This window comes from Nonomuraea sp. NPDC050310 (assembly GCF_040655795.1).
Lineage (GTDB): Bacteria > Actinomycetota > Actinomycetes > Streptosporangiales > Streptosporangiaceae > Nonomuraea.
The window spans coordinates 1-26,758 of the sequence record NZ_JBFAKP010000014.1 but is presented as its reverse complement, the minus strand read 5'-3'; the positions used below and the strand labels follow the sequence as shown (position 1 = coordinate 26,758).

Below are 26,758 nucleotides of genomic sequence, written 5' to 3'. Positions count from 1 at the left end.
ATCGCCATGCCGAGACGATCAACGGAAGTCAGCGAGCCGATGTACTTCGTGCTCGCCGCGCTCCTCGACGGCCCCCTGCACGGCAACGCGATCGCAGGACAGGTCATCGCCCTGTCCTGCGATCGCGTCCGTCCGTCGATCAGCACCCTTTACGGCATCCTCGAACGCCTCACCGCCCAGGGCCTGCTCAGCATCGACCGCGAGGAGGTCGTGAGCGGCCGCAACCGGCGCTACTTCCGGATCACCGACCACGGCCGGGCGATCACCGCCGCCGAGGCCGAGCGCATGCACCAGGCCGCCGGCGTGGTCAGGGGCCGCCTCGACCCGGGCCGCACGTGACCACCGCCGAGCGCTGGTACCGCCGGCCGCTGAGCGCCTCCCGGGCCAGTTCCTGGCAGGCCTCCAGGGTGTGCCCGGCCAGCGCCTCGCGCACCGCCGGGAGCGCGACGGCCGACATGGACAGGCTGGTGACTCCGAGGCCGGCGAGGATCGGCGCCAGGCGGGGGTCGCCCGCCGCCTCGCCGCACACCCCTACCGGCTTGCCTGCCGTACGGCCGGCGGACGCGCACAGCTCGACGAGCCGCAGCAACGCGGGCTGGGCCGGGTCGAGCAGGTCGGCCAGGCCGGGGTGCTGGCGGTCGGCGGCGAAGGTGTACTGGCCCAGGTCGTTGGTGCCGATGCTGAGGAAGTCCACCTCGGCCAGGATCTCGGCGGCCAGCAGGGCGGCGGCCGGCACCTCGATCATCACCCCGACGCGGGCGATCCCGGCGGCGCGGGCGCGCTCGGCGAAGGCGGCGGCCTCGGCCGCGGTGGCGACCATGGGGGCCATCACCGACGGCTCGGTTCCGGTCGCCCGCGCGGCCTCGGCCAGGGCGGCGAGCTGAGTGTCCAGCACCTCGGGCCGGAGCCTGTCCACGCGCAGCCCGCGGATGCCCAGCGCCGGGTTGGGCTCGTCGGGGAGGTCGAGGAAGGGGAGGGGTTTGTCGGTGCCGGCGTCCAGGGTTCTGACGACCACGTCCGGGCAGGCGCGGAAGACGGCGGCGTAGGCGGCCACCTGCTCGTCGAAGCCCGGCGTGGACCGGCGGCCGAGATAGAGCAGCTCCGTCCGGAACAACCCCACCCCTTCGGCCCCGGCCCCGAGGTCTTCGACCTCCAGGTCCGCCGCTGAGCCGATGTTGAGGAGGAGCTTGACCGGGTGCCCGTCGGCGGTCCGGCCCGGGCCGCGGCTGCCGGACAGCCGGGTCCGCTCGGCGGCGGCCTCCGCCTGGATCCGGGCCACCTCACCCGGCTCCAGACCCGCCACGACCTCGCCGCTGCCCCCGTCCACAGCCACCAGCGCCCCCTCCGCCAGCCCCAGCGCCCCCTCGCAGGCCACCACCGCAGGCAGCCCCCGTCCACGGGCCAGGATCGCGGTGTGACTGGTGGGCCCGCCCTTCTCGGTGACCAGCGCGAGCACGTCCCCGCTCAGCCCGGCGGTGTCGGCGGGGGAGAGGTCCTCGGCCACCAGCACGAACGGGTGCCCGGGATCCGGCACCCCCGGCATCGGCAGCCCGAGCACCGCGGCCACCGCCCGGTTCCGCAGGTCGTCCAGGTCGGCGGCCCGCTCGGCGAAGTACCCTCCAGCGGCCACGAGCGCCTCGCGGTGCGTCGCGAAGGCGGCGTCGAGCGCGTGCGCCGGGTCGAGCCCTTCCTTCACCAGGTCCTCGGCCGCCTCCCGCAGCATCGGGTCGGCGGCCATCATGGCCTGCGCCTCCAGGATCTCCCCAGCCGCACCCCCCGCCCGCGCGGCCCGCGCCTCCAGCTCATCCGCCACCGCGGCCAGCCCCTCACCCACGGTCCTCTCCGAATGGGCCGTCCCCGGCGGCGGCAGGACCGGCGGCGCCGCCATCCGGACCACCGGCCCGGCCGCCCGCCCCGGACTCACGCCGAGCCCCCGCAGCCCCCGATCCACAGCGCCCGCGACGTCAGTCATCGGAGGCGTCCAGATCCCGTCCCAGCAAGGCGGCCAGCGCGTCCAGCGCCGCCTCCCCCTCGGGCCCGTCCGCCGCCCACAAGGTCACCTCGGTCCCCTGCCGCGCCCCGAGCGACAACACCCCGAGCATGCTGGCGGCCGGCACCTGCTTGCCCGCCCCCACGCTGATCTTCACCGCCACCCCGAGCCGCTGCGCCTCCTGGACGAACAGCTTGGCCGGCCGCGCGTGCAGCCCCGACCGCGACCCGACGGCCACCGTACGCTCCGCCATCTCCGCCTCCTACGGCTCGATCGTGACCTTGATGGCCTCGCCCCGGCTGACCAGGTCGATCCCGTCCAGCACCCGGTCCAGCGGGAGCCGGTGCGTGATGAGATCGGCCACCGGCACCTGTCCCGAGGCGATCAGCTCCAGCGCCTGCGCGTTGTGCGCGGGGCTCGACCCGTTGGCCCCGACGATGGTCAGCTCGCGGTAGTGCACGAGGTTGGAGTCGCAGGCGATGATCGGGTCGTCCTTGGGCAGCCCGCCGAAGAAGCTGATCCGCCCCTGCCTCGCCGCCATCCGGATCGCCTGCTCCTGCGCCTGGCCCGAGGCGGCGGCCGTGATGACCACGTCGGCGCCGCGCGAGCCGGTGAGCTTGAGCACCTGCTCGACCGCCGAGTCGTCGATCACCGCGTCGGGCTGGACCAGGTCGGCGGCCATCGCCAGCCGTTCCTGGTTGACGTCCACGAGGAAGACCCGGTTCGCGCCGCGGGCCCGCGCCAGCCGTACGTGAAGGCAGCCGATCGGGCCCGCGCCCATGATCACCACGTCGTCGCCCTCGCCGACCCTGGCCAGTTCCTGGCCGTTCAGGACGCAGGCGAGCGGTTCGGCGACCGACGCCTCGGCGTAGGAGACGCCGTCGGGGATGCGGTTGACGCCGCCGACCGCGACGACCTTGTCGGGGATCGCCATGTACTCGGCGAAGCCGCCGTCGTAGTCGTAGCCCATCGACTCCTGGTTCGGGCAGACGGTGAGCCGGCCGCGCCGGCAGTCCGGGCAGGTGCCGCAGGGGATGGCGGCGATCACCTGGACGCGTTCGCCGCTGCCGACCACCTCGCCGGCGATCTCGTGACCCAGCACGCGCGGCGGGCGGAGCCGGTGGTGGCCGTGGCGGAGGATCTTGGCGTCGGTGCCGCAGGTCGAGCAGTTGCGCACCCGGATGACCAGGTCGCCCTGCGGCCGCGGCGCCTCCTCCAGCCGGATGTCGCCGGGGGCGTGGAAGCGGGCGACCTTCACGTGAGCTCCTTCAGGACGGTGTCGACATCGGTGGCCTCGCGCAACGTGCGGGCGCGTTCGGGATCGAGCAGGACCTCGGCGAGTTCGGCGAGCAGCGCCACGTGCCCGTCGCCGCGGGCGGCGATGCCGACGCACAGGGTGACCCGCTCGCCGTCCCAGTCGATCCCGGCGGGGAAGCGCAGCACGCAGAGGGCGTCGCGCAGCACGTGCTCCTTGGAGACGCCGTGCGGGATCGCCACCTGCTCGCCGACGTAGGTCGAGATCGAGCGCTCGCGCTCGATCATCGCCTGGACGTACGGCGGAGCCACCGCGCCGATCTCCACCAGCACCTCGCCGCAGCGCACGATCGCCTCGTCCCGCGTGGCCGCGCTCTCGTTCAGCAGGACGGCACGCGGCTCCAGAACCTCACGCACCGACGGTCCCGCCGTTCTTGATCGCGTCGATGACCTTGGCGACGGCCGGGTCGCCGAGGAAGATCTGGAACGGGACGACCACCTTGCCCGGCGCGGCGGCCCGAGCCCGGGCGGCGAGCCCCGCGTGGGTGAGCACCACGTCGGCGTCGGCGGGGATGGCGTTGACCGGGGTGTGCTCCACCTCGACGCCGGTGCCCTTGAGCTGCTTGCGGACCGTCCCGGCCAGCATCACGCTGCTGCCCATGCCCGCGTCGCAGGCGATGACGACCTTGCGGATGTCCTTGCTGTCGATGCCGCTCACGCGGAGGCCTCCTCTGCCTGCTGCTGCTCCTGCAGCTTCTTCTCGCCTCGGCCGAAGCCGAGCAGGATCGCCGCCACCACGAAGGTCACCGCGGTGGACAGCAGGATCCCCAGGCCCACCCCGAGCCAGCCGCCGCGCGGCGTGACCGCCAGATAGGCGAAGATGCTTCCCGGCGACGGCGGCGCGACCAGGCCCGCTCCGGTGATCATGAAGATGAAGACGCCGGTCGCGCCGCCCGCGATGACGGCGAGGATCAGGCGCGGCTTCATCAGCACGTACGGGAAGTAGATCTCGTGGATGCCGCCGAAGAAGTGGATGATGATCGCGGCGGGGGTGCTGGGGCGCATCGCCAGCGGCCCGAAGACCATGAAGGCCAGCAGCAGCCCGAGGCCCGGCCCGGGGTTCGACTCCAGCATGAACAGGATCGACTTGCCGGTCCTGGCCGCCTCGGCGACGCCCAGCGGTCCCAGCACGCCGTGGTTGATCGCGTTGTTGAGGAAGAGCACCTTCGCCGGCTCGATCAGCAGCGAGGCCGCGGGCAGGACGCCGTTGTCGATCAGCCAGCCCACCGCGCTGCCGGCGGAGTCGGTGACCGCCTTGACCACCGGGCCGATGCCCCAGGCGCCCAGCAGGGCCATGCCGCCGCCCACGATGCCGGCGGTGAAGTTGTCCACCAGCATCTCGAAGCCGGGCTTGACGCGGTTCTCGGTCGCTCCGTCGACCAGCTTGAGGACGTAGGCGGCGAGCGGACCGATGATCATCGCGCCCAGGAACATGGGGATGGTGGCGCCGACGACCAGGCCGATCGTGGCCACCGCACCGGCGACCGCGCCGCGCTGGCCGTGCACCATCCGGCCGCCGGTGTAGCCGATGAGGATGGGCAGGAGGGTCGAGATGATCGGGCCGACGAGCTTGGCGAAGTCCTCGTTCGGCAGCCAGCCGGTGGGGATGAACAGTGCGGTGATCAGGCCGAACGCGATGAACGCGCCGATGTTCGGCATGATCATCCCGGCTAAGTAGCCGCCGATGCGCTGGATGGTGGCCTTGGCGCCGGTGCCGGTGACCGGCGGGGTGTAGGTGTCCGCCATGGTTACTCTCCCAGGGGGATGGAGGGATCTACGGGGCGAAGCCGGACTCGGTCGCGGCGGATGTCGGCTGGGCGCGGCATGCGGCTCCCGGGCAGCCCCACGGCCGCCGCGGCCCAGGCCAGCCCTTCACGCAGCCCGTCTTCGAGTGCCTGCGGCCGTGTCCCACCTGAGGGGGACCGGCCGGGTGTCGAGGTGGTGGCGGACAGGGCGGCCAGGAAGCCGGCCAGCAGCGCGTCTCCCGCGCCGACGGTGCTGCGGGGCTCGTCCACCCGGCACTCGCCGTACCAGACCCCCTGCTCGGCCACCAGCAGCGCGCCCCCCGCCCCCAGGCTGGCCAGGACCGTGCGCGCCCCGGCCGCCCGCAGCTTCTCGGCCGCCTCGACCGCGTCGCCCAGGCAGTCCACCGGCCCCCCGGTCGCCTCCGCCAGCTCGTCCCGGTTGGGCTTCACCAGCGCGGGCCCCGCCGGCAGTACGGCCAGCAGCGCGGGCCCGCTGGTGTCCACGGCCACCTGGATCCCCGCCCCGCTGAACCGCCGGCACAACCGCGCGTACACGTCGTGCGGCACCTCGGGCGGCAGGCTCCCGGAGGCGACCACCCAATCTGCCGAGTGCGCGGCGGCCAGCACCGCCTCGGCGATGGTGTCCAGCTCCGCGGCCGACAACGGCGTCCCCGGCTCATTGATCTTGGTGACCGTGCCGTCCGGCTCGGCCAGCGTCACGTTCGACCGGGTCCGGCCCCGGACCGGCACGGTCACCATCTCCAGCTCCGCGTCGGCCAGCAGGTGCACGAGCTGCCGCCCCTCGTCCCCGCCGAAGGGCACCACCGCGCACGACACCACCCCGTTGGCCAGCAGCGCCCGCGAGACGTTCACCCCTTTGCCGCCCGGGTCCAGCCGCGCCGCCCCGGCCCGGATCACCGCGCCGCGCTCCAGCTCGGCCACCTCGATCGTGCGGTCGAGGCTCGGGTTCAAGGTCAGGGTCAGGATCATGCCCGGACCACTTCCAGCCCCGCCCCCGCCAGCTCGGCGGCGACCGAGGCGTCCAGGCCGGTGTCGGTGATCACCAGGTCGATCTCCTGCACGGAGGCGAACCTGGCCAGGTAGGTGTTCCCGAACTTGGTGTGATCGGCCAGCAGCACGCTCCGCTCGGCCGCGGCCACCATCGCCCGCTTGATCGCCGCCTCCGCCGGGTCCGGCGTCGTCAGGCCGTTGGCCACCGAGCACCCGTTGGTCGCCATGAACGCCACGTCCACGTGCAGGTCGGCGAGCGGTCGCAGGGCCCAGTCGTCCACCGTCGCCAGCGTCCGCCCGCGCACCCGGCCGCCCAGCATGATCACGGTCAGGTTGCCCCGCGTCGCGAGCACCGAGGCCAGGGGAGGGGAGTTCACCACCACCGTCAGCTCCCGGTCCACCGGCAGCACCTGCGCCAGCCGGCCCGTCGTGGAACCCGCATCGATGATCACCGAGCCGTCGTCCGGGAGTTCGGCGAGGGCGGCCTTGGCGATCCGCTCCTTCTCCGCGGTCATCACCTCGTCGCGGGCCGCCAGCCCCGGCTCGAACCCCAGCCGCTCCACCGGGATCGCGCCCCCGTGCACCCGCCGGACCACACCCGCCCGCTCCAGCGCCGTCAGGTCGCGGCGGACTGTCTCGGTGGTGACGTCGAAGATCTCCGCCAGGGCCACTACGTCCACGCGTCCGGCTTCGCGAGCTCTGCGCAGGATCTCCTGCTGGCGCTCCTCGGCGTACATCGTGTTGGTTCACCGCCGTTTCGATGTGGTTTTGATTGTTTTTATCTCCGGATGTGTGACCGGTCAAGACCTGGCTCACGCGGGGGAGATGGCGGTGTGCGCGGTGAGCGCGTGGAGACCCAGGGGGCACGTCACCCTGGAAGTCCTGGAGGTCCGGAAAAACAAAAACGCCCCGAAGCGGCATTCGCTACGGGGCTTCTTGCTGGTAACTGGTGGTCAGGGGCGGGGTCGAACCGCCGACCTTCCGCTTTTCAGGCGGACGCTCGTACCGACTGAGCTACCTGACCTTGAGCGGTCCTGACGGGACTTGAACCCGCGACCTCCACCTTGACAGGGTGGCGAGCACTCCAAACTGCTCTACAGGACCTTGCTTTTGTTTCGCTTGGCGTTTCCGCCTCGCTTAGCTTACCAGGTTTTCGGAGGCCTTCGACCTGCCGTTTTCCCGGTAAACCCGGTGCCCCCAACGGGATTCGAACCCGTGCCGCCGCCTTGAAAGGGCGGTGTCCTAGGCCGCTAGACGATGGGGGCTCAGGATTCACATCCTGTTCCCGACGCCTTCCGTCGGAGACCTCTGAAGCATAGGGGACGATTGCCCCTCATGCCAAAGCGGTGACGCCGGCGTCGTAGTACCGGTGATCGTTCCCGTTGGCGACGGGGCGTTCGTCGGTGCTGGAGAAATCATACGTCCAGGGTCCGGCTCCACGTGACGCCGGATGTGGATGGACTGCTCGCCGAGGCCCCCGAGGGTCACATCGTCCCAGGCCTGGAGGCGGTGCGTGCGTTTGTCGAAATACAGAACAGACGCCTGGACGGGGGTCGGTTCGGCGTGTTCGAGGGCGCGCAGGCCGGCTCCGCCGGTGGATCCCTGGACGAGAACCCGGGTGCCGGAAGCGAAGACCGTGGTCGAGCGGCGGTGGGCGTGGCCGGCGAGGATCATCGGGGTGGACCCGGAGAAACCCTTACCGATGGTCGGGTCGTGGACCGCCACGAGGTCAGGGCCGGGCTGCGGCAGCCGTACGGCATGCTCACGGCCGAACTGCTCCAAACGGGCGGGATCGTTGTCGGCGGCGACGGACTTGTCCGGGGTGAAGCGCGGGTCGCCGAGGCCGTAGATGCGCAGGCCGGCGACGGTGGCCTCGGCGTTGTCGAGCACGATGGCGTTCTTGTGACGGGCGACCGCGCGCTGGGTGATCTTGGAGTCGTGGTTGCCGCGGATGAAGACGTACGGCACGCCGAGCTTGCCGATGTCGTCGGTGATGTAGTTCTCCGCCTTCGTGCCGTGGTCGGACAGGTCGCCGGTGTCGACGATCAGGTCGATCTTGAACTGGTCCTTGAGCGAGCGGGTGACGTCCCACGCGATCGGGTTGATGTGGATGTCCGAAACGTGGAGCACCCGCACCGAACCCGGGTCGGCGTCGTAGACGGGCAGGCCGGAGACGGTGTCGTAGAGCTTGGAGACGTTGGTGACCAGCTTGGTGAGCTGCCCGCGGTACGACTCGAAGCGGGTCATGATGGACTCGGCGCTGCCGATCAGCGACGGCGCGGCGGCGATGAGGCCGGTGTAGCGCGGCTCCATGAGCGACTGCGGCCGGAAGGTGACCGCCGCCGCGGCCCCGGTCGCGGCCAGGCCGACGGCGGCCGCGGTGATGCCGACGAAGGCGAAGACGGGCCGCCGGAAGACCAGCAGCACGGCGACCAGCGCGCCCGCGGTGGCACACAGGATCGAGCGGATGACCAGCGTCTCGATGCCGTCCCTGAGGTCGCGTTCGATGATCCCGGGCAGCCGGTCGGTCAGCCGCGGGTCCTCCAGGAGGGCCTTGGCCTGCTCCTGGTCGATGTTCTCGAGGGTGACGCGCAGGCGCAGGGGCGCGGTGTGGGTGCGGAAGCTGAGGGTGCCGAGGGGGCTGGCGTCGACGACGGTCTCGCCCCGCCAGGCCGGGCGGAGGGACATACCGGTGTCGACGGGGCCTACGGGGGCGTGCACGGTGCCGCTGAGGAAGATGCCGAGCCACGCCCCGGCGGCCGCGATGAGCAGGACTGCGGCGAGCCGGAGAACTCTCATGGCCTAATATCAAGCGTGATCGAGGTATCGCGGGAAAAGTTCGAAGAGCTCGTCGCCGAGGCGTTGGACACGATTCCTGGCGAACTCACAGCGATGATGAGCAATGTGTTCGTCGTGGTCGTGGATGATCCACCCGAGCCCGATCTGCTCGGTCTGTACACCGGTGTCCCCCTGACCGAACGTGGCGACTGGTACTCAGGGGTCTTGCCCGACCGCATCGAGATCTACCGCAATCCGATATGCCAGATCTGCGATACCGAAGACGATGTGGTGGAAGAAGTGCAGATCACCGTCGTGCACGAGATCGCCCACCATTTCGGGATTGATGACGATCGGCTACACGAACTCGGCTGGTGACCCGACATATCGTCATCGGTGATTACAGTTTGCAAGGCCTTGGATGCTATCGGTTGCGACGTGCCACTCCATCAGGCACCTTGGGTGACATACCGAACACTCTGAGCAGTCACGGCGGGGACTATGGGGCGGCACCGACGTGCTCCCGAACGACAGGCCACCTACGGCGAAGTGATCGCCGTCCGGGAGTTCCGCGCGCTCTGGTACGGCCAGGGCCTTTCCCTCCTGGGCGACCAGCTCGCGCAGGTGGCGCTCGCGGTCCTGGTTTATGAACGGACCAGATCACCGCTGGCCACGGCGGCCGTCTACGCGCTGACCTACCTGCCGCCGATTCTGGGCGGCCCGTTCCTGGCCGGTCTCGCCGACCGATTCGCGCGCCGCCGGGTCATGGTGGTCTGCGACCTGCTCCGCGGGCTTCTCGTCGCGCTGATGGCGGTGCCGGGACTCCCGCTGCCCGTCATGTGTGTCCTGGTCTTCCTGGTCGTGCTGCTCAGCGCGCCCTTCTCGGCCGCCCGCGCGGCACTGCTGCCGGAGATCCTCGACGGCGATCGCTACGTGGTCGGATCCGCGCTGCAGAACATCACCAACCAGGCCGTCCAGATGCTCGGCTTCGCCGCGGGCGGCGCGCTCATCGCCACGCTCGGCCCGTACCGGGCCCTCGCCCTCGACGCGGCCACGTTCCTGTTTTCGGCCCTCATCCTGCTGTCCGGGGTACGGCGACGCCCGGCGGCCGAGGCAGGCCGGGAAAAGCGCTCGATGTGGCGAATGACCAAGGCTGGGGCGGGGCTGGTTTTCGGCGACCGGAAACTGCGGACGCTCGTCCTGTTCGCCTGGTTGTGCGGCTTCTACGTGTTGCCGGAAGGGATCGCCGTGCCGTACGCGATGTCCCTCGACAGCGAGAACGCTCCGGTGATCACGGGCCTGCTGATGGCGGCCATGCCGGCGGGGACGGTGCTGGGGGCGTTCCTGTTCGGACGGTTCGTCACACCGTCCGGGCGGCTGCGCTCCATGGGCTGGATGGCGATGCTGAGCTGCGGCCCGCTGATCGGCTGCGCGATGCGGCCACCGCTGGAGATCGTGCTGGTGCTGTGGGTCCTGTCGGGCATCGGCGGGGCCTACCAGCTCGCGGCGAACGCGGCTTTCGTCCAGGCTGTTCCGGCCGAGCGCCGGGGCCAGGCCTTCGGGCTCGTGCAGTCGGGGCTGATGGCGGTGCAGGGGATCGGCATCCTGCTGGGGGGCCTGGCAGCCGAGCGACTCGGCCCCGAGCCGGTCGTCGCACTCGCCGGGGTCAGCGGGCTGACCGCGGCTGCCGTGCTCGCCATGCTCTGGGCCGAGTCTCGTGGAGACCTTGCCACGCCGGTCCGCGCTGAGGCGGCTGCCTGAGGCTCAGTGCTGCGGCTTGTCCTCCCGGGTGTCCTGGGTGACCGGGGTGTCCTGGGCCGGGATGGTCTCCTCGGGCTTGGTGACGTGGGTCACCGGCTCCTGCACGGTCGTCTCGGCCGGGGCGGCGGCAGGGGCGCTCTGGGGAGCCTGGGGCGGGTACGGGGCGCTCTGCGGCGCCTGCGGCGGGTACGGGTACTCCGTACGCCCGGGGTACTCGGTCGAGGCGGCGTCATGCCACGGGTTCCCCTGCTGGGTGTCCGAAGCGGTCGAAGCCTTGTGCTGCTGCTTGCTGATCAGATCCTGCACGATCGACGGCCGCCCCTCATCGGGCAGCAACAACCACCCGATCGCGTAGGCGGCGATTCCGGCCCCACCGAAAAGGGTGAGGATGGCGAGGGCGATGCGGATGATGTTGGGATCCACGCCGATGTACTGGCCCACTCCCGAGCACACACCGGCGATCATCCGCCCCTGCTGGGTCCTGCGAAGCTGCTTGGTCTCGTTCATGTCTTCAGACTGCCCTCCGTCCCGGTGTTCGCACATCGGGATTCCCCCTGGTAGAACCCTGGTAGCCCCCTATGCCCTCGGCTGAGAGGATTCCGGACATGGATGACTTGCTGCGCATCGACGACCGGCTCGACAGCGACCAGCGGCTGATCCGCGACACGGTCAGATCCTTCGTCTCCGACCGGATCCTCCCCTTCGTCGGCGACTGGTTCGAGGACGCCACCTTCCCCGCCCGCGACCTCGCCCCCGCCCTCGGCGAGCTCGGCCTGCTCGGCATGCACCTCACCGGGTACGGCTGCGCCGGAACCGATGCCACGTCGTACGGCGTCGCCTGCCGCGAACTCGAAGCCGGCGACTCCGGACTGCGGTCGTTCGTGTCGGTTCAGGGTTCCCTCGCGATGTTCCCGATCTGGAAGTACGGGTCGGAGGAGCAGAAGGAGGAGTGGCTGCCCCGGATGGCCGCCGGCACCGCCATCGGCTGTTTCGGCCTGACCGAACCCGACCACGGCTCGGACCCGGCCAGCATGCGCACCTACGCCAAGCGCGACGGCTCCGACTGGGTCCTCAACGGCAGCAAGATGTGGATCACCAACGGCTCCATCGCCGACGTCGCCGTCGTCTGGGCCCAGACCGACGAGGGCGTCCGCGGCTTCGTCGTGCCCACCGACACTCCCGGCTTCTCCGCTCCCGAGATCCACAAGAAGCTCTCCCTGCGGGCCTCGGTCACCTCCTCGCTCTACTTCGACGACGTCCGCCTGCCCGGCTCCGCCGTACTCCCGGGGGTCACCGGCCTTCGCGGGCCGCTCTCCTGCCTGTCCGAGGCCCGTTTCGGCATCCTCTGGGGCGTCGTCGGCGCCGCCCGTGCCTGTCTGGAGTCCGCGGTCGAGTACTCCAAGACGCGTATCCAGTTCGACCGGCCCATCGGCGGCTTCCAGCTCACCCAGGAGAAGCTCGCCTGGATGTACGTCGCCACCGCCCAGTCCTCCCTCACCGCCTACCACCTGGGCGCGTTGAAGGACGCCGGCACGCTCGAGCCGCGCCAGATCAGCTTCGGGAAGCTCGCCAACGTCCGTGCCGCCATCGACGTCGCCCGTCAGGCCCGCTCCATCCTGGGCGGCAACGGCATCACCCTGGAGTACCCGGTCATCCGGCACATGAACAACCTGGAGAGCGTCCTGACCTACGAGGGCACCCAGGAGATCCACACCCTCGTCCTCGGCGAGGCGCTCACCGGCCTGGCCGCGTATCGTTAGACGTCAGGGTGCTGTGCGTTATCGTGATCGGACCGCGCCGCGAATCGCGTCGCGAGCCGGGCACTACGCTCGGTACCCTGCATCTTGCGAGGGGCGTTAGCTCAATTGGCAGAGCTGCGGACTTTTAATCCGTAGGTTCCGGGTTCGAGCCCCGGGCGCCCTACCACTGCACACCCCATCTGATCTGGGGTTTCTCGGCTCTGAGCTCGCCTCTGTGAGGCGAAATTGGTCGAGTCCATGCTCGTCACATGCTCTTCGGCATGGGTTCGGCGCGGCAGCGGGCATGCGCGCGGGGCGGAATGTCTCGCTTTGCGCGGGCAGCTATCGAGCCGCCCGCGCTTCGTGGCGTCGGCGGTTGTCGGCGTGAACGCAGAATCCGCCGCACCGTCGCCGCGCTGACCTGCACACCGAGCCGCACCAGTTCGCCGTGGACTCTCCGGTACCCCCACCTCGGATTCTCCTGGGCCAGACGAAGGACCAGTGCCCTGACCTCTTTGCTGGCTCCGGGACGTCCGGTGCGGTGGGGGTAGGTCCAGGAGCGTCTGATCAAACGACGATGCCAGGCCAACAACGTGCCGGGGGTGACAAGCCGATGAGATCGCAGCACCGACGGCAGGAAGCGGGCCAAGGCCGCGAGAAGCGCGCGATCGACCCAGTCCGGCTTCGGCCGGACGACCCGACGCTTCAACACGGCCACCTCATGGCGGAGCACCATGATCTCGACATCCTTGGAAGCCTGACCACGACCCAGCAACACCAGCCAGCCAAACACCCGGATCAAGGTCAGATACAGCAGACGAACTGACACAGATCGCGATCTTGCCTCCGCGGCTCCTGGAGGTCAGAACCGCAGATCAAGCACTACGCGATGAGTTCTGAAGCAGTACAGGCCATCAACTGGTGTGATCCCGACCATGCAAGTTGGCGCAACCTCCTCAACGAACGTGGCGGAATTCAGGTCACCACCAGACATGTGATCGGCGAATCCGCCAAACCGATCAATCAGAGACCTAAAGATCGTGAGCCATCGAGGTGCAACTGGGATCTACCTGCAGGAATCGCCTCGTCGAGGAATGGTCCAGAAAACGATCACGAAGGCTTACGCCGTGGATTCAGGCTGAGACGTTTCGGATATATCCGACCCCTCCCATCGGCCGACAAGATCCTTACAAACTACATGGATCCTACCGCCCGTGAACGCAATTTCATGGCTGCACCCATCGACCACTGGAAGTATTTCATCCAGCAAAACCCGGTCCAGCCCTGACGAATATCCCTCTTCTCCCTCCGAATCTACTTGGATCGAAATAGACAAGATTCCCGCATATTCGAGCACCAGTCGACTCGTGTGCATCCACGGATTCGGCGTAAGGATCATTTGCCCCGAAAGCTGGCCTTCAGTCTGAAGACTAAGCTTTGCAATTTTAAGATTCTTTATGCATTGCGGATCGCCGAATCTATAGTGAGCATCATGCAGCGCGAAATCACGGGCACCGGCAGGCAGGTTCTTGGCTAGCTCGGGGAGTCTGTCGAGATACGGACTGGGATCGACTCGATAAGATACGAGATCGTCGTCGTCCAGGTAGTCGACTATGACGAATTTCAATTCCATCCTTAACAAACGTCAACATCCGATTCCGAATCGATGATTAAGCTTCTCGACTTGCTTATTTAGCTGCTCCAACACACTCTTGGGAAGAGTTGGGGGCTCAGTAAAGCCATGCTTCCAGATTCATCCAATCGGACCCGTGGCGCCGATTTCCTTGCCCTTGTAGTAGACATGCATTTCCCGTGACGCCTGACCGCCTTCACCGTTGGACTGATCAACCTCGCCGTGATACTTATCGCCAAGCGGCACCTTGTTTCGAGGAGGTTTAACAACAGTAACGTGGTGAACCAGAACATTTGTGCCCGCAACCGCCACATAGTAGGTATGCGTATCGGCGACAGGGAGATTGTAGACACGCTGACCGTGAACCCTCTCCTTTCTAATCGCAATAATCTCCACCCCCTTGTTGACGCCTGACCGTAGGTCGTCACCAACGCGGAGCTCCCTAGCCGCTCTCCACGCCGCAGGCGAACGCACCCAGAAGGGGTGCTCATCTGTGGCGATGATCTCTTCAACCCCGCCATTTGCCTTGACGGTGAGGTGGACAAGGTCCTTAGACCCCGGTCCGCTAATCAAAGCTACGACAGGCTTGGATTCTGTCTTACCTGACTGGGGGCCGGTAGCCAGCACCTCATCGTCTAGCTCAATATCCTCAATAGGCTTGGCGGCCCCATCGGCAAGGAGAAGCGTAGTCTCGGCGACAAAACTCTGCTTATATCGGGCGCAGGCCCGCACAGCGTCATCATATGCCCTTCTGGTCTGCTCTACCTTGTCCTTGGACTTCACTCATTGTTTTGCCATGTCCACGATCCCATCGACAGCACGGAACAGTGCAGGTGCCGATTATTCATCCGTCCAGGTCAAGCTGCATGCGCGTATTCCCTGAGGATGCCGCCGAGTCGATCATGTCGGCGGATATCGAGGCTCGTGATCTCGACCGGGGTAGTGCTCGGTTCGGGCAGGGGCCGGAGCGGCGCTGCCTGTCTGAGGGCCCGGTGCGGTCGATGTCCGTTGTAGAACGTTTCGCACCCTCGCAGTGCGTGAAGTAGATGAGGTTGGTTCCAGATCAGGGTGCGGTCCAGCAGTTCGCGGCGGCAGGTCTGGATTTGGCGCTCCGTGATCGAGTTTCATGCGCGGGATGCGGATACCTGTGGTGACGACCCGTATGCCGGCGTCGGTCAGCACGGCATCGAAGGCCGCGGTGAACTTGGCGTCGCGGTCGCGGATGAGGAACCTAGCGCAGGTGCCCGCCTCGTTCAGGTCCATGAGGAGGTTGCGGCCGAGTTGGGTGACCCATGGACCGGTGGGATGGGCGCTGGCGCCGAGGATGCGGATGCGGCGGGTGGCATGCTCGATGACGGCGAAGACGTGGAGTCGCGCCCCGGCCAGGGTGCGGACCTCGAAGAAGTCACACGCCAAGAGTGCGTCGGCTTGGTCGCACAGGAAGTCGGCCCAGCCGGTGTTGGAGCGTTGTGGGGAGGGAGCGATACCGTGCTCTTTCAAGATCCCCCACACAGTGGAAGCGGCGATCCTGATACCGAGTGCGGCTAGTTCGCCGTGGATACGCCGGTAGCCCCAGGAGGAGTTCTCCCGTGCGAGCCGCAGCACCAGGGCGCGGATGGATCGGATGGTACGCGGGCGCCCCGGCCGCCGAGGTGTGCTGGCCGCCGCGTGTCAGCACTGAGCAGGTCGCGATGCCAGCGCACGAGAGTGTCCGGGTGGACCAGCAGTACCAGCTGCCGCAGCTTGTCCATCGGCAGATGGTGGAGCAGGCCCGAAAGCAGGAACCGGTCCTCCGGAGTGAACCCGGGTTTGGGCACCTGCCGCTGCAGGGCCGTCAGCTGATGCCGGAGCGCCAGGATCTCGATCTCCTTGTCGCGATCGGCCATCGGCAGGAGCCACATGAACGAGAAGGTGTTCGTGACGGCGGGGTAGGCCAGGCGCAGCAGCACGAGAGCTCATCATGCCGTTCGGTACATCTCCCACCCCCTCGATTTGAGGGGTATGAGCGCCCATCGAGCCTGTGACCTGCACGGATGGGTTTTCGGCACCCGCACCGTTGGTGGTTGAGGTGGACGCCTGATCATCCCGCCCGCCCCGCTTCCCCCTTACTACTCCACGTGCGAGCCGTCGGGACGCATGATTTCGTGTCTGCTGAGTGGGCGAATGTCAGACCAACCGCCATCGTCCACCTCAACGGCAAGTCGAAGAGAGCCGTCTCCATCGGGGAGGACGTGGGACTTCACACTGTACGTTCGACCGTCCGCGGCCACTACCCGTCGAAGCTCAGATTCACCGTCGGCCTCCATCGCAGCGAGCTTTGCGTAGGTGGCTCGTTGCATCCACTCGGCCATGCGCTCGTCGGCGATTCGTGCCGCGATTTCCTTGTTAAGCCCCACGTCAACTCCTGATCGTCGTGCCATTAACCCCGATGGCGAGTGGTCAGCCACGGTCACTCATGACCGGCCCGAGGGTACTGCTGACCAGCGCATCCAAAGCTCCAGAGCCGGCGATCCCAGTAATTCCTGAGCCGACAGCGCTGGATCGCGCGAGGTTAGACTCCGAAGGTGTCAGACCTGCCTGCGAGGATCACCTCGGTTTGATCCTGGTGGAAGGCGGATTGATGAGCAGCGCAACGGCAGCGACTTACGAATGGCTCTATCAGGAGTTCACCACAGATACCACTTGGCTCTGCGTCAACTTCGTACGGGATCTATCCCCCGAGGCGGCCCTGCGACGAATCAGCGTCACCCCGGGCACCTTGGACCACACCGGGTTCGGCATCGAGGCCTATGCCGCTCGCGGTGGAACCGTCCTGATCGAATACGGCTGGGGAGGGATCGTTTATTACCGGTCCGACTTGCTGTCCGAAGGAACAACCTCGGCTGCAGTGTTCGCGAACATCAATAACGAGGACTTCGCCTATTACGTCGACGGGCAACTGATCACGACGTTCGGGCTTCACAGCTACGGCTACCGGCGCGGAGCCAGCCCCGATCAGCTCCAGTCCGACCTCGGCGATCTCGGTATGCGTCTCGACGACGAAGAGCCCTACTTCGTCGACAATCCCGTCTCCAGTGCTCTCGCCCTTGCCGAGCGGGTCAGCGGTGTGCATCCGTCCCGTGCTCACTACGCCCGAGATGCCCTCTTTGGAGCAGTCGGCCACCTGGACCCCTACCGGTGATGGGACGGCATCCCGGAAGGTCCGGAACATGCACGGAATGGTCTCAGCCTGCCTTGCTCGACACCTTGGAAGAGGGCAGGTCACGTCGCCGGGCGACTAACAGGCCGATCCGTAGGTTCCGGGTTCGAGCCCCGGGCGTCCCACCCCCCAACCCGCGACGTCGTCGACCTGCCGCCGAGTGCCTGCTCGTGACGGAGTGATCTGGTCGGTCCGAGCTCGGCCACCCGCGGACCGGCGCCTACCGATCACCACGGTAGGTTCTGGCGTCATCCTTACGGGATTGACGACAACAGCGCCAAGGTGGCCGATGGCGTGCCGTACAGACAAGGAAACCGTATGACCACCACCGCGCTCATCGTCGGCGATCTGCAGGCGGGCATCGTGGACAACTTCCCCTTCGCCGCCGATGTGCTTCCCGTCATGGAGAGGGTTGTCCCTGCGGCCAGAGCTTCCGGGATTCCGGTGATCTTCATACGTTTCGGGCTGCGAGCCTCAGGCCTTGATGTGGGAGCGGGAAACCAGTTGATCAGAGGCCTGCACGGGGCGGGGACGCTGTTTCACGAAGAATCCCCCGAGACACGCGTGCACCCGCGCATCGAGCCGTTGCCGGGCGAGGCCGTTGTTCTCAAGCGCCGCGCCAGCGCGTTCGCGGCAACCGACCTCGATCGGCTCCTGCGCGCCCAGCGCATCGACTCGATCGTGTTGACCGGTGTCGCGACCGGGGCGATGGTCGCCGCTACGCTCTACGACGCCGCCGACCGCGACTACCAGGTGACCGTGCTCGGCGACGCCTGCGCGGACGGGGAACCGGACGTGCACGACTTCCTGATCAACCGCGTCTTCCCGGCCAGAGGTGCTGACGTCCTCACGAGCCACGAGTGGATCGCCCGCCTGTGACCAGCCGCGTGTGTTGACGGTCTGGGCCATGCCCGGAATGAGGCGACGCAGTTGACCGCTCAGCCTTCGCGCGAGGGTGGGTAGGCAGTGCTAGCGCCTCGTGGGCCAACCCGATTGAGGCGCAGTTCGGGCGGCTGCGCATCTTCGTGATGAGCAACTTCCCAACATCCCGAGGTGCTGGCGGCCAACGCCGTGAACGCGCCCGAGTCCGAAGCAGGAAACAGGGCTGTTGGGGACGGCTCGCCTGCCGAGCCGCGTGATCACTTCACCCGGCGGACTTTCGTGGATACCGCACTAGATCAGTCTTCGCACGCCGACCACGGACCTCTTCGTCCTACATGCAGCCGATCACCAAACCTCTACCGGCTGGCCGAGATGAGGTCCTGGATGGCGACGACGGCGGCGCCGCGGGCCCAGTCCGGGAAGGTGGTCTCGCGGACCGTCAGTCTGGCGCGGGCGGCCGAGCCCACCGCCTGCCGGGCGAAAGCCGTACGGATGGACGGCTCCATCAGGTCGCGGGCGGCGCTCAGGCCCTCGCCGGTGACCACGATCTGCTCGGGCCCCAAGAGGTTGGCGACGGTGGAGATGCCCACGCCGACGGCGCTGCCCGCCTTCGCGAAGACGGCCTGGACGGCGGGGTCGCCGGATCTGGCCAGGTCGAGCGCCTGCTCCAGCGTGAGGTGCGGCAGGCCGGAGCGGTCACGAGCGGCGGCGAGGATGGCGTCGGTGGAGGCGACCGTCTCCAGGCAGCCGGAGCCTCCGCAGTAGCAGGGTTGGCCGTCGAGTTCGACGGTCGTGTGGCCGAGTTCGCCCGCCACGCCGTACGCCCCGCTCAGCAGGCCGCCGTCGAGGATGAGGCCACAGCCGATGCCGCTGCCGACGGTGATCAGGACGAGCGAGGTGGCGCCGATGCCCACGCCGAACCAGTGTTCCGAGGCCGTCAGCGCCTTGACGTCGTTCTCCACGCTGGGCTTGGGCAGGTGCGTGGTCGTGGCGACGAGATCGGCCAGGGGCACGTCGTGCCAGCCGAAGGTGGGCTCGTGACGTACCACCCCCGCCCGGCGGTCCACGTCGCCGGAAATGGCCAGGCCCAGCCGGGTGATGTCGCCGCCCAGTTTGTCCAGCATCAGGTGGATGCCGGCGATCACCTCGGGCACCGAGCAGGAGGCGAGCTCCACGCGCTCCTCGGCCTGGATCTGGGCGGTGAGGTCCGTGGCCACCCCGATCAGCACGCTGGGTTTGATCTTGATGCCCACGATCCGCTCGCGGCTCGCGCAGACGGCCAGGGGGCTGGCCGGACGGCCGGCGCCGGGTCCGGTGCGCTCCTTGTCGGGGAGTTCCTCCAGGTACCCCGCGTCGATCAGCGGACGCGCCACCTTGGTGACCATCGTCATGGACAGACCCAGTTGCCGCGCGATGTGTCGACGGCTGACCGGCCCCTGTGTGAGGACGGCGTAGAACACCGCGACCCCTGCCGGTGACAGCGAGCTGTCCAGATTCATGGGCCGAAGATAACGCAAATAATTAGACAACAGAAGGATTGAATTCCGCGAACCGGACTTCTAGGCTGCGGGAACCCCGGTCCTCTCCTCGGAGGAGATATGCACAACTCCCCACACCTGACCCGGCGCCATGCGCTGGGCCTGCTCGGAGCGACGTTGCTCACCGGTTGCGCGATGGGCGGGGGCGGCAGCGGCGCACCGGCCAGCAAGGCCCCGACCGGCAAGGTCTCGGCCGGCAACCCCTTCGGCGTGCCGGACAGCGGCAAGGTGGAGCTCGCCTACTTCAAGGGCGGCACCCCGAACTATCTCGCCGAGACCGTCGAGCCTCTGCTCCAGAAGAGATTCCCGAACATCAAGATCCAGCGGACCATGTCCGAGCGCTTGTCGCAGACCCTGCAGCCGCGTTTCGTCGGCGGCAGCCCGCCGGACTTCGTCGACAACGCCGGCGCCGACGCGCTCAACTTCGGCGCCCTCATCCAGGACGGCCAGGTCCTCGACCTGACCGCCTTCTACGACGCGCCCTCCATCGACGATCCCAGCAAGAAGATCAAGGACTCGCTCCTGCCCGGTGCCTACGAGAGCACGCTCGTGGACGGCGTGCCGTACACGGTCTCGTTCGTGGCCCGCTCCTTCGGCCTCTGGTACAACGCGAAGCTCGGGCTGGAGGCCCCCACGACGTGGGAGGCCTTCATCAAGGTGTGCGAGGAGCTCAAGAAGTCCGGCATCACCCCCTTCGGCTACGCCGGCAAGAACGCGGCCGACTACCAGGCCGAGGCCATCCTCACCAGCGCCGTGAAGATCGGCGGGCTGGAGCTCGTGCGCGCCATCGACAACCTCGAGGACGGCGCCTGGCAGGCGGAGGCGGTCAAGCAGGCCGCCGAGGCGTGGGCCGAGATCGGCGCGCGGTTCTCGGACAAGAGCTTCGAGGGGCTCATCCACACCGAGGTGCAGCTGCGGCAGAACCAGGGCAAGGTCGCCTTCTACCCCTCCGGTGACTGGCTGGAGAGCGAGCAGCAGAAGACCACGCCCAAGGACTTCGAGTACACGATGATGCCGACCCCCAGCATCACCTCCTCCGACAAGCTCCCCGCCGCGGCGGTCTACGCCCTGCTGGGCAGCAGCATGTTCGCGACGGCCAAGGGGCAGAACCCGGCCGTCGCGCAGGAGTTCATGCGCCTCATGGTGTCCAAGGCGGGCGCTCGCGCCTACACCCAGGCCAGCGGCTGGCTCACCACCGTGCCCGGCGCCGCGGACGGCCTGGAGCTGTCGCCCGGCACGCTGGTCAGCCAGCGGGCCCTGGCCGCCGCAGGAGAAGCCAAGGCGCTGATCACCTGGAAGTGGAACGGCTGGTACCAGCCGCTGCTGACCGAGATCAGGGACGCGACCAACGCCCTCATGTACGGCAGAGCCACGGCGGCGGAGTTCACCGAGCGCATGCAGAAGAAGGCCGACGAGGTCAAGGCCGACCCCGCCGTCAAGAAGTACCAGCGCTGATCATGCGACATGGCAGATTCCTGTTCATCGCCGGCTTCCTGGCCGCGCCCGTAATCCTCTACGCGGTTCTCGTCATCGGGCCGTACCTGCAGGCCTTCCAGATCGCGCTGACCAACTGGCGCGGGGTGTCGGCCCAGGCCGACTTCGTGGGGCTCGACAACTTCGTCCGGATCTTCCAGGACGGCCTGTTCTGGAAAGCCCTGCGCAACCACGGGCAGATGCTGCTGGCCGTACCGCTGATCACGATCGCGATGGCGCTGGCCTTCGCCTTCCTCCTCAACGTGGCGGGGCGGCGCACGAAGGGGCTGCGGGGCTCGGGGATCTACCGTGTGGTCTTCTTCTTCCCCCAGGTGTTGTCGCTCGCGGCGGTCGGCGTGCTGTTCCAGCTCGTCTATCGCCCCGACGAGTCGGGCATTCTCAACGGGCTGGTCACCGGGCTCGGCTTCGAGCCGGTGGGCTTCCTCACCGATCCGGGGCTCGCCCTCTGGGCGATCATCGGGGTGATGGTCTGGGCCGGGGTCGGCTTCTACATGGTGCTGTTCTCGGCCGGCATGGCGGCGATCCCGACCGAGATCTACGAGGCGGCCGAGCTCGACGGCGCGGGACGCTTCCGCGTCTTCTTCAGCATCACCCTGCCGCTGCTGCGCAACACCGTGCAGGTGGCCTGGGTCTATCTCGGCATCGCGGTGCTGGACGGCTTCGCCCTGGTCCAGGTGCTGTCGGTCAACAACGGCGGGCCCGACGGCGCCACCTCGGTCCTCGGCCTGCAGGTCTGGCAGCACGCCTTCGGCAACTCCACCTTCGGCTACGCGTCGGCGATGGGGGTGGTGCTGTTCTTCGTCATCATGTCGATCACCGCCGTGACGATGCGTGTCACCCGGCGAGAGCCGCTGGAGTACTGATGGGCGCACGAGCCTTCAACGCCATCGCTCACCTCATGCTCGCGGTGTGGGCGCTGGTGGTCATCGTCCCGCTGGGCCTCACCTTCCTGGGCTCGGTGAAGGACACCACCGAACTGTTCGACGACCCGTTCACGCTGCCTTCGACGCTGCGCTGGGACAACTGGGTCAGGGCCTGGGAGACCGCCAACGTCGGGCAGTTCATGATCAACAGTGTGATCGTGGTCTTCTTCGGTGTGGCCGGCACCATGCTGCTGGGCTCGATGGCCGCCTATGTGCTGGCGCGCTACGACTTCCGCGGCAACCGGTTCATCTACTACATGTTCGTCTCGGGCCTCACCTTCCCGGTGTTCCTGGCGCTGGTGCCGCTGTTCTTCGTGGTGAAGAACCTCGGGCTGCTGGGCACCCACACCGGCCTGGTGCTGGTGCACATCGCCTACTCCCTGCCCTTCACGATCTTCTTCCTGGCCGCCTTCTTCAAGACGCTGCCGACCAGCGTGGCGGAGGCGGCCTTCATGGACGGCTGCTCGCACGCCAGGACCTTCTTCCAGGTCATGCTGCCCATGGCCAGGCCGGCCGTGGTGAGCGTGACCATCTTCAACATCCTCGGCCAGTGGAACCAGTACCTGCTGCCGCTGACGCTGCTGCCCGGCGACGCCGAGGACAAGTGGGTGCTCACCCAGGGCATCGCCAGCATCTCCACCGCCGCCGGGAACCAGGCCGACTGGGGCGCGCTGTTCGCCGCGCTGACCATCACGATCCTGCCGATGCTGGTCGTTTACGTGATCTTCCAGCGGCAGATCCAGGCAGGACTCACCCAAGGCGCTCTGAAGTAACCCTTCTCCGTTGGAGTGACACTCATGAACGGCAAGCCTCTCCTGACCCTTGTGGCGGCGGCGACCCTCGTGGCGTCGGCCCCGGCCACCGCGCGGGCGTCATCCCCTGAACCCGTCGTGGTCGCCCCCGGCGTGACACTGACGCAGCTCTCGCTTGGCGCCAAGGACGCCGACGACTTCTGGACCGTCCACGTGTACCTGCCCGCCACCATCGACGGCCCGCTCGCCCGGGCCGGGACGGCGCTCGGCTCCCGGGAGATCGCCGACCGGGTCACCACGGCACTGCGCGAGAAGGGTTTCGAGCCGCGAGTCGAAGAGGTCGCCCTGCCCGCCTTCGCCGACCGTCCGGGAGGCACGCTCGGCTGGATCGTCCGCGTCGGACGGTACGCCACCGCCGCCGAGGCCGCCACCGGCCTGGCGAAGGTACGGGCGGCCGGCTTCGCGGGCGGCACCCGCTACACCGCCCAGGACGGGACCGACGCCGGCGCGCCGCAGAAGGTACACGTGCTCCGGGTCGACTTCCGCGAGTTCCGCGGCACGGTCGGCACCGACTTCGGGCCCACCCTGAACGGGATGGAGACGCTCACCAGCCTCATGTCCTCGACCGGCGCGGTAGCGGGCATCAACGCGCAATGGTTCCTGAACGGCTCGCCCACCGGCCTGTACGTCAAGGACGGCAAGGTCATCGGCTCGGCCACGCAGGGACGCGGCGGCATCAAGATCACACACGGCGGGCGGCGGGTGGACGTCGACTCCTACACCGCCCACCTGACGCTGCGCGCCGGCGGTGAGACCGTGGAGCTCGACGCCGTCAACCGGATCCCCGGCGAGGTCTGGAACTGCGGCGGCGTGGGCGGCGACCAGCCGACCGAGAAGGCCCAGCACGACTTCAAGTGCACCGACGACAGCGAGCTCGTCCGCTTCACCCCCGAGTGGGGGACCCCGCCGTCGGGTGCGGGCGCCGAGGCCGTGCTGGACGCTCGCGGGAAGGTGCTCGCCCTGAACTCGACGCGCGGTGCGGCCGTGCCGCCGGGTGGCTCGACCATCCAGGCGATCGGCGACAGCGCGAGCTGGCTGCTGGCGAACGCCAGGCCGGGTCACCGTCTGACCGTCACCGAGCGGGTCGAGGACGGCCGCGGGCGTCGCGTCCCGCTCACCCAGGACACCACGATCCTCCAGGTCGGGCCCACGCTCGTCCGTGACGGGCAGGTGTCGGTCAACGCTGACGCCGACGGGATCCTCCGGGACGGCACGGACCAGACGTTCACTTACAACTGGACCGTGCGTGCCAACCCCCGGTCGATGATCGGCGTGGACCGGGAGGGGCGGCTCATCCTTGCCGTCGTGGACGGGCGGCAGGACGGATACAGCGAGGGGCTCGGCATCGCGCAGACGGCGGAACTGATGCGGCGGCTTGGGGCCGTGCAGGCCTTGAACCTTGATGGCGGCGGGTCCAGCGTTATGGCCACTGCCCAGGGGGGCATTGTCAACCGTCCGTCGGACGCCACGGGGCAGCGCAGCTTGGGCAACGTGTTCCTTGTCCGGGCGGAGGGGTGAGAGAGGGATTCGGTTAGTACTGCGTAGCTGGATCGGTACGAGCCGGAGGCGTGGTCGCCGTCTGACGTGATGTCTGCGTGGTCGGGCTTGGTGGCTGTGTCGCTGTTGAATGCCTTGATCGTCTTTGGTTGCGTGGTTGAACAGATGGCGATCTCGTTCACTTATAAGGCGATCAGGCGGCACAGTGGATGGGGGTGGTTCGGCGGCTTCGTTCGGTTGTCCACAGGTCATGCCCCTCTTGGGGCGTGATGGCGGCGGATTGGGAGAAATGCCATCGGCGATAGCAGGCGTGATAGGCCGGAACTGGTATTGGTTCAGTTCCGGCTTCCTGCTTGGCCGCCTCGAAGCATTCCTCGATGGTGTGAGTGCCGATCAAGCTGCGTACGCGTACTCTCTGAGATGCCGTCGAGTCGATCGCGTCAGCGGATGTCAGCCCTGGGTATTTCGCTGGTAGGCAGCCGAAGGCCGCTCAGCGGTGCATCGGCTTGCGATGGCAAAAAGCGCGACCAGGTAACCCTGGTCATGAGCGCCATTGACCCCCATGTTGCTCGGCGGTTGCTCTTCGGCAACCGATACGACATGGCACCGAACAGCATTCCTAGACATTGACATGGCTCGGCATTAGGACGACGGACTTACAATCTGTAGGCTCCGGTTTGAGTGCCGGGCGACCTACCGCTCTTGACCTTGGAAGTCCCCTTCCGATCTGAGCACGTGCAGCGTCGGCGATCGGGCGCTGCTGTGGGGCTCCATGAATCAGATGAGAGTTCGGCGCAGGGTGTCGAATCAGAAGGCGGTCCAGTAGACGAGGGCCGTGCCGATTGCGGACCGCGGTGCCCGTTGTGCGGGCTGGGTGATTGCCTACGTGCCCTCCTCCGTCGAGCCTTGCCACTGGGCTGCCATGGCTGCGGTGATGACAGCACTGACGGCAACCTAAAGACATCTCGACTCGTGCGCGCCACCGTCCACACGCACCTAGCCATGGTCTCGACCGTCCGTGCAGGTGGCTGTTCCCTCTGAAGGCGGGCAGGCGTGAGATGGCAGGCTTCGACGTCAGGGGTTTGGCGGTCCTGTGGCTCGAGTCCCCGCCATTTAGCGACCGGGCGGGTGGCCGCTCCCTGAGCCATGCGCAGCAGTCCCAACGCCGACGCGCACGGCCTCCCGTTCCCAGCCACTGCCACTTGACCCGGAAGAGGGCCGCTGCCAACAGGCTTTCAACAGTGGCGAGGATCTCTCGGCACTTCGAGATCGCTACGTATGGAGCCTTTGAACATCAACTGCCGCTGCCTGCGCAAAGTCGAGAAGGGCTCGGCGGGCCTTCTGCCCTCGGTCAGTACGATCTTGTTCATCTGTGGCGTCGTGGATCTCCTCGGTCAGCCTAAGCGCCAACGATGCCAGGCCATCGAGTTCCTGATTGGCTGTGACGAGTTGCAGCCTGAAGAGCGCTGCTGTCGCGTTGGCACGCTGGCGGTAGGACTCATCTCGTGCGGAAGCGTACGCAGTGCTCAGGGAATCTTCCCGTTCCCTATGCCATCGGTCGTTTTGGCTCTTCCGGAAGTCCGTAAGCGCGCCGGCAAAGGTGCTGTAGGCGGTCAGGCGTTCTTGCCACAGTCGCTCTTCCCGTGCTGACTGGCGCGCTTGCTTGGCAGTCCGCATCTGGAAGACGTACGTGGCGATGGCTCCCAGCAGTGTTCCCAGAATTGCTACAAGACTTGTTACCACGCTCTCCATCTGACCAGTGGATCACGCGCACGTGTCGCCGTCTTGCGCTATCGCGTTCTGATGCAACCGCCGCACGCGGTGATCTTGCTGACGCTGCCGCCTTTGAGGTGTAGTTCCGGGTTCGAGTCCGGCGCCTCACCGCTCCGCTCCATATCCCATCTGTCCTGGGACCTCTCGGTTCGTGTGGCCTTAGAGCGCCTAACAGAATGATCTCTGCTGTGTTTGGATCTCTCGCTGTGACCGGGTGAGAGGAGCGCGGGTGTCAAAGCTGAAGCCGTGGGGGGTTGGCGACGAGCTGTGGCGGTGATCGAGCCGTTGTTGCCGCAGCGTCAGCGGCGGTTCCGGCATCCGGGGGCGTAAGTGGCTGGATGACCGGCTGGCGCTACAGGGCATCTTGTTCGTGCTGCACACCGGGATCGCCTGGGAGCACCTGCCGCAAGAGCTCGGCTACGGCTCGGGCATGACCTGCTGGTGGCGGTTGGCCGAGTGGAATAAGGCCGGCGTGTGGCAGCGGCTGCACGAGGTGCTACTCGATCGGCTACGCGCCGCCGACGCGCTCGACCTCTCCCGCGCCGTGGTGGACTCCTCGCAGATCAGAGCTTTAAGACGACGTCTCATTTGGTGATTCGGCGGTAGCAGATGAGGGCTGCGGCCAGGGCGACGAAGGATGCGAAGTGGTCGGCTCGGCGTTCGTAGCGG

At 67.6% G+C, this 26,758-nt stretch carries 28 protein-coding genes, 4 tRNA genes and 1 pseudogene; 14 read left to right on the top strand and 19 right to left on the bottom strand.

Annotated elements, in window-relative coordinates:
• Nucleotides 1–6 precede the first annotated feature (6 nt).
• Complete coding sequence (locus AB0I67_RS28015; protein WP_357929036.1) at nt 7–339, top strand: PadR family transcriptional regulator; 333 nt, start codon at nt 7–9, stop codon at nt 337–339.
• Here AB0I67_RS28015 and ptsP read toward each other — a convergent pair.
• The 12 genes from ptsP to AB0I67_RS27955 form a co-directional block, all read right to left on the bottom strand.
• Complete coding sequence (gene ptsP, locus AB0I67_RS28010; protein ID WP_357929033.1) at nt 308–1,972, bottom strand: phosphoenolpyruvate--protein phosphotransferase; 1,665 nt, start codon at nt 1,970–1,972, stop codon at nt 308–310. The genes AB0I67_RS28015 and ptsP overlap by 32 nt on opposite strands.
• On the bottom strand, nt 1,965–2,243 hold the full coding sequence (locus AB0I67_RS28005; RefSeq protein ID WP_357929031.1) for an HPr family phosphocarrier protein: 279 nt from the start codon (nt 2,241–2,243) through the stop codon (nt 1,965–1,967). The genes ptsP and AB0I67_RS28005 overlap by 8 nt, the downstream gene beginning before the upstream one ends.
• A 9-nt stretch (nt 2,244–2,252) precedes the next feature.
• Nucleotides 2,253–3,248 (bottom strand): zinc-dependent dehydrogenase, encoded by a 996-nt coding sequence (locus tag AB0I67_RS28000; RefSeq protein WP_357929028.1) that lies wholly within the window; start codon nt 3,246–3,248, stop codon nt 2,253–2,255.
• Nucleotides 3,245–3,661 carry a PTS sugar transporter subunit IIA gene (locus AB0I67_RS27995; RefSeq protein WP_357929025.1) on the bottom strand — a complete coding sequence of 139 codons (417 nt, stop codon included), beginning with the start codon at nt 3,659–3,661 and terminating at the stop codon, nt 3,245–3,247. Before AB0I67_RS27995 ends, AB0I67_RS28000 begins: the two co-directional genes overlap by 4 nt.
• Nucleotides 3,654–3,962 carry a PTS lactose transporter subunit IIB gene (locus AB0I67_RS27990; protein ID WP_357929021.1) on the bottom strand — a complete coding sequence of 103 codons (309 nt, stop codon included), beginning with the start codon at nt 3,960–3,962 and terminating at the stop codon, nt 3,654–3,656. Before AB0I67_RS27990 ends, AB0I67_RS27995 begins: the two co-directional genes overlap by 8 nt.
• Entirely contained in the window at nt 3,959–5,050 is a 1,092-nt protein-coding gene (locus AB0I67_RS27985; RefSeq protein ID WP_357929018.1) for a PTS mannitol transporter subunit IICB, read from the bottom strand. Before AB0I67_RS27985 ends, AB0I67_RS27990 begins: the two co-directional genes overlap by 4 nt.
• Before the next feature lie 2 nt (nt 5,051–5,052).
• Nucleotides 5,053–6,039 (bottom strand): 1-phosphofructokinase, encoded by a 987-nt coding sequence (pfkB, locus tag AB0I67_RS27980; RefSeq protein WP_357929016.1) that lies wholly within the window; start codon nt 6,037–6,039, stop codon nt 5,053–5,055.
• Nucleotides 6,036–6,797 (bottom strand): DeoR/GlpR family DNA-binding transcription regulator, encoded by a 762-nt coding sequence (locus AB0I67_RS27975; protein ID WP_357929013.1) that lies wholly within the window; start codon nt 6,795–6,797, stop codon nt 6,036–6,038. The genes pfkB and AB0I67_RS27975 overlap by 4 nt, the downstream gene beginning before the upstream one ends.
• A 210-nt stretch (nt 6,798–7,007) precedes the next feature.
• Nucleotides 7,008–7,084: transfer RNA gene (locus AB0I67_RS27970), tRNA-Phe, on the bottom strand.
• A 5-nt stretch (nt 7,085–7,089) separates the two neighbouring features.
• Nucleotides 7,090–7,164, bottom strand: a tRNA-Asp gene (locus AB0I67_RS27965).
• Between the two features lie 88 nt (nt 7,165–7,252).
• Nucleotides 7,253–7,325, bottom strand: a tRNA-Glu gene (locus AB0I67_RS27960).
• 7 nt (nt 7,326–7,332) lie between these two features.
• Nucleotides 7,333–8,859: a metallophosphoesterase gene (locus AB0I67_RS27955; protein ID WP_357929011.1), complete on the bottom strand. Its 1,527-nt coding sequence runs from the start codon at nt 8,857–8,859 to the stop codon at nt 7,333–7,335.
• Between the two features lie 15 nt (nt 8,860–8,874).
• On the opposite strand from AB0I67_RS27955, the gene AB0I67_RS27950 reads away from it, so the two are divergent.
• Together AB0I67_RS27950 and AB0I67_RS27945 are read left to right on the top strand one after the other, a co-directional pair.
• Nucleotides 8,875–9,216, top strand: coding sequence for a metallopeptidase family protein (locus tag AB0I67_RS27950; RefSeq protein WP_357929008.1), 342 nt, complete (start codon nt 8,875–8,877; stop codon nt 9,214–9,216).
• Between the two features lie 123 nt (nt 9,217–9,339).
• Nucleotides 9,340–10,599 carry an MFS transporter gene (locus tag AB0I67_RS27945; RefSeq protein WP_357929006.1) on the top strand — a complete coding sequence of 420 codons (1,260 nt, stop codon included), beginning with the start codon at nt 9,340–9,342 and terminating at the stop codon, nt 10,597–10,599.
• Between the two features lie 3 nt (nt 10,600–10,602).
• On the opposite strand, the gene AB0I67_RS27940 is transcribed toward AB0I67_RS27945, so the two are convergent.
• On the bottom strand, nt 10,603–11,106 hold the full coding sequence (locus AB0I67_RS27940) for a PspC domain-containing protein (RefSeq protein WP_357929004.1): 504 nt from the start codon (nt 11,104–11,106) through the stop codon (nt 10,603–10,605).
• Between the two features lie 98 nt (nt 11,107–11,204).
• On the opposite strand from AB0I67_RS27940, the gene AB0I67_RS27935 reads away from it, so the two are divergent.
• Complete coding sequence (locus AB0I67_RS27935; protein WP_357929001.1) at nt 11,205–12,359, top strand: acyl-CoA dehydrogenase family protein; 1,155 nt, start codon at nt 11,205–11,207, stop codon at nt 12,357–12,359.
• A gap of 90 nt (nt 12,360–12,449) precedes the next feature.
• A tRNA-Lys gene (locus AB0I67_RS27930) sits at nt 12,450–12,525 on the top strand.
• 78 nt (nt 12,526–12,603) lie between these two features.
• Here AB0I67_RS27930 and AB0I67_RS27925 read toward each other — a convergent pair.
• Nucleotides 12,604–13,167: a helix-turn-helix domain-containing protein gene (locus tag AB0I67_RS27925; protein WP_357928998.1), complete on the bottom strand. Its 564-nt coding sequence runs from the start codon at nt 13,165–13,167 to the stop codon at nt 12,604–12,606.
• A 60-nt stretch (nt 13,168–13,227) separates the two neighbouring features.
• Between AB0I67_RS27925 and AB0I67_RS27920 the strand changes: the two genes are divergently transcribed.
• Complete coding sequence (locus AB0I67_RS27920) at nt 13,228–13,626, top strand: hypothetical protein (protein ID WP_357928995.1); 399 nt, start codon at nt 13,228–13,230, stop codon at nt 13,624–13,626.
• Between the two features lie 465 nt (nt 13,627–14,091).
• Here AB0I67_RS27920 and AB0I67_RS27915 read toward each other — a convergent pair whose 3' ends face one another.
• Together AB0I67_RS27915 and AB0I67_RS27910 are read right to left on the bottom strand one after the other, a co-directional pair.
• A complete protein-coding gene (locus AB0I67_RS27915; RefSeq protein ID WP_357928992.1) occupies nt 14,092–14,754 on the bottom strand; it encodes a polymorphic toxin-type HINT domain-containing protein in 663 nt (220 codons plus the stop codon).
• 74 nt (nt 14,755–14,828) lie between these two features.
• Nucleotides 14,829–15,035: a hypothetical protein gene (locus AB0I67_RS27910; protein WP_357929473.1), complete on the bottom strand. Its 207-nt coding sequence runs from the start codon at nt 15,033–15,035 to the stop codon at nt 14,829–14,831.
• Nucleotides 15,036–15,084: 49 nt separating this feature from the next.
• Here AB0I67_RS27910 and AB0I67_RS27905 point away from each other — a divergent pair, with 49 nt between their 5' ends.
• A complete protein-coding gene (locus tag AB0I67_RS27905; RefSeq protein ID WP_357928989.1) occupies nt 15,085–15,519 on the top strand; it encodes a hypothetical protein in 435 nt (144 codons plus the stop codon).
• Here AB0I67_RS27905 and AB0I67_RS27900 read toward each other — a convergent pair.
• A complete protein-coding gene (locus tag AB0I67_RS27900) occupies nt 15,516–15,920 on the bottom strand; it encodes a hypothetical protein (RefSeq protein ID WP_357928987.1) in 405 nt (134 codons plus the stop codon). The genes AB0I67_RS27905 and AB0I67_RS27900 overlap by 4 nt on opposite strands.
• Nucleotides 15,921–16,576: 656 nt before the next feature.
• On the opposite strand from AB0I67_RS27900, the gene AB0I67_RS27895 reads away from it, so the two are divergent.
• Together AB0I67_RS27895 and AB0I67_RS27890 are read left to right on the top strand one after the other, a co-directional pair.
• On the top strand, nt 16,577–17,152 hold the full coding sequence (locus AB0I67_RS27895) for a DUF6461 domain-containing protein (RefSeq protein ID WP_357929471.1): 576 nt from the start codon (nt 16,577–16,579) through the stop codon (nt 17,150–17,152).
• 336 nt (nt 17,153–17,488) lie between these two features.
• Nucleotides 17,489–18,049: a cysteine hydrolase gene (locus AB0I67_RS27890; protein WP_357928985.1), complete on the top strand. Its 561-nt coding sequence runs from the start codon at nt 17,489–17,491 to the stop codon at nt 18,047–18,049.
• A gap of 359 nt (nt 18,050–18,408) precedes the next feature.
• Here the strand turns inward: AB0I67_RS27890 and AB0I67_RS27885 are convergent, their stop codons facing one another.
• A complete protein-coding gene (locus tag AB0I67_RS27885; RefSeq protein WP_357928983.1) occupies nt 18,409–19,551 on the bottom strand; it encodes an ROK family transcriptional regulator in 1,143 nt (380 codons plus the stop codon).
• Nucleotides 19,552–19,650: 99 nt separating this feature from the next.
• Here AB0I67_RS27885 and ngcE point away from each other — a divergent pair, with 99 nt between their 5' ends.
• Genes ngcE through AB0I67_RS27865 form a run of 4 tightly spaced genes read left to right on the top strand, consistent with a single transcriptional unit; the run spans nt 19,651 to nt 24,337 of the window.
• Nucleotides 19,651–21,045, top strand: coding sequence for an N-acetylglucosamine/diacetylchitobiose ABC transporter substrate-binding protein (gene ngcE, locus AB0I67_RS27880; protein ID WP_357928980.1), 1,395 nt, complete (start codon nt 19,651–19,653; stop codon nt 21,043–21,045).
• Nucleotides 21,046–21,047: 2 nt separating this feature from the next.
• On the top strand, nt 21,048–21,947 hold the full coding sequence (locus AB0I67_RS27875) for a sugar ABC transporter permease (protein WP_357928978.1): 900 nt from the start codon (nt 21,048–21,050) through the stop codon (nt 21,945–21,947).
• Nucleotides 21,947–22,780 (top strand): carbohydrate ABC transporter permease, encoded by an 834-nt coding sequence (locus AB0I67_RS27870; protein ID WP_357928975.1) that lies wholly within the window; start codon nt 21,947–21,949, stop codon nt 22,778–22,780. The genes AB0I67_RS27875 and AB0I67_RS27870 overlap by 1 nt, the downstream gene beginning before the upstream one ends.
• A 24-nt stretch (nt 22,781–22,804) precedes the next feature.
• Complete coding sequence (locus AB0I67_RS27865) at nt 22,805–24,337, top strand: phosphodiester glycosidase family protein (RefSeq protein WP_357928972.1); 1,533 nt, start codon at nt 22,805–22,807, stop codon at nt 24,335–24,337.
• Nucleotides 24,338–25,588: 1,251 nt separating this feature from the next.
• Here AB0I67_RS27865 and AB0I67_RS27860 read toward each other — a convergent pair.
• Entirely contained in the window at nt 25,589–26,068 is a 480-nt protein-coding gene (locus tag AB0I67_RS27860) for a hypothetical protein (protein ID WP_357928970.1), read from the bottom strand.
• A 259-nt stretch (nt 26,069–26,327) separates the two neighbouring features.
• Between AB0I67_RS27860 and AB0I67_RS27855 the strand changes: the two are divergent.
• A pseudogene (locus AB0I67_RS27855) lies at nt 26,328–26,663 on the top strand (transposase); the annotation flags it as partial.
• Nucleotides 26,664–26,758: the final 95 nt, after the last annotated feature.

Coding starts and splice junctions, on each gene's coding strand:
- AB0I67_RS28015 (WP_357929036.1), top strand. CDS start 7: ATGCCGAGACGATCAACGGAAGTCAGCGAGCCGATGTACTTCGTGCTC.
- ptsP (WP_357929033.1), bottom strand. CDS start 1,972: ATGACTGACGTCGCGGGCGCTGTGGATCGGGGGCTGCGGGGGCTCGGC.
- AB0I67_RS28005 (WP_357929031.1), bottom strand. CDS start 2,243: ATGGCGGAGCGTACGGTGGCCGTCGGGTCGCGGTCGGGGCTGCACGCG.
- AB0I67_RS27985 (WP_357929018.1), bottom strand. CDS start 5,050: ATGGCGGACACCTACACCCCGCCGGTCACCGGCACCGGCGCCAAGGCC.
- pfkB (WP_357929016.1), bottom strand. CDS start 6,039: ATGATCCTGACCCTGACCTTGAACCCGAGCCTCGACCGCACGATCGAG.
- AB0I67_RS27975 (WP_357929013.1), bottom strand. CDS start 6,797: ATGTACGCCGAGGAGCGCCAGCAGGAGATCCTGCGCAGAGCTCGCGAA.
- AB0I67_RS27955 (WP_357929011.1), bottom strand. CDS start 8,859: ATGAGAGTTCTCCGGCTCGCCGCAGTCCTGCTCATCGCGGCCGCCGGG.
- AB0I67_RS27945 (WP_357929006.1), top strand. CDS start 9,340: ATGGGGCGGCACCGACGTGCTCCCGAACGACAGGCCACCTACGGCGAA.
- AB0I67_RS27940 (WP_357929004.1), bottom strand. CDS start 11,106: ATGAACGAGACCAAGCAGCTTCGCAGGACCCAGCAGGGGCGGATGATC.
- AB0I67_RS27935 (WP_357929001.1), top strand. CDS start 11,205: ATGGATGACTTGCTGCGCATCGACGACCGGCTCGACAGCGACCAGCGG.
- AB0I67_RS27920 (WP_357928995.1), top strand. CDS start 13,228: ATGAGTTCTGAAGCAGTACAGGCCATCAACTGGTGTGATCCCGACCAT.
- AB0I67_RS27890 (WP_357928985.1), top strand. CDS start 17,489: ATGACCACCACCGCGCTCATCGTCGGCGATCTGCAGGCGGGCATCGTG.
- AB0I67_RS27885 (WP_357928983.1), bottom strand. CDS start 19,551: ATGAATCTGGACAGCTCGCTGTCACCGGCAGGGGTCGCGGTGTTCTAC.
- ngcE (WP_357928980.1), top strand. CDS start 19,651: ATGCACAACTCCCCACACCTGACCCGGCGCCATGCGCTGGGCCTGCTC.
- AB0I67_RS27875 (WP_357928978.1), top strand. CDS start 21,048: ATGCGACATGGCAGATTCCTGTTCATCGCCGGCTTCCTGGCCGCGCCC.
- AB0I67_RS27870 (WP_357928975.1), top strand. CDS start 21,947: ATGGGCGCACGAGCCTTCAACGCCATCGCTCACCTCATGCTCGCGGTG.
- AB0I67_RS27865 (WP_357928972.1), top strand. CDS start 22,805: ATGAACGGCAAGCCTCTCCTGACCCTTGTGGCGGCGGCGACCCTCGTG.
- AB0I67_RS27860 (WP_357928970.1), bottom strand. CDS start 26,068: ATGGAGAGCGTGGTAACAAGTCTTGTAGCAATTCTGGGAACACTGCTG.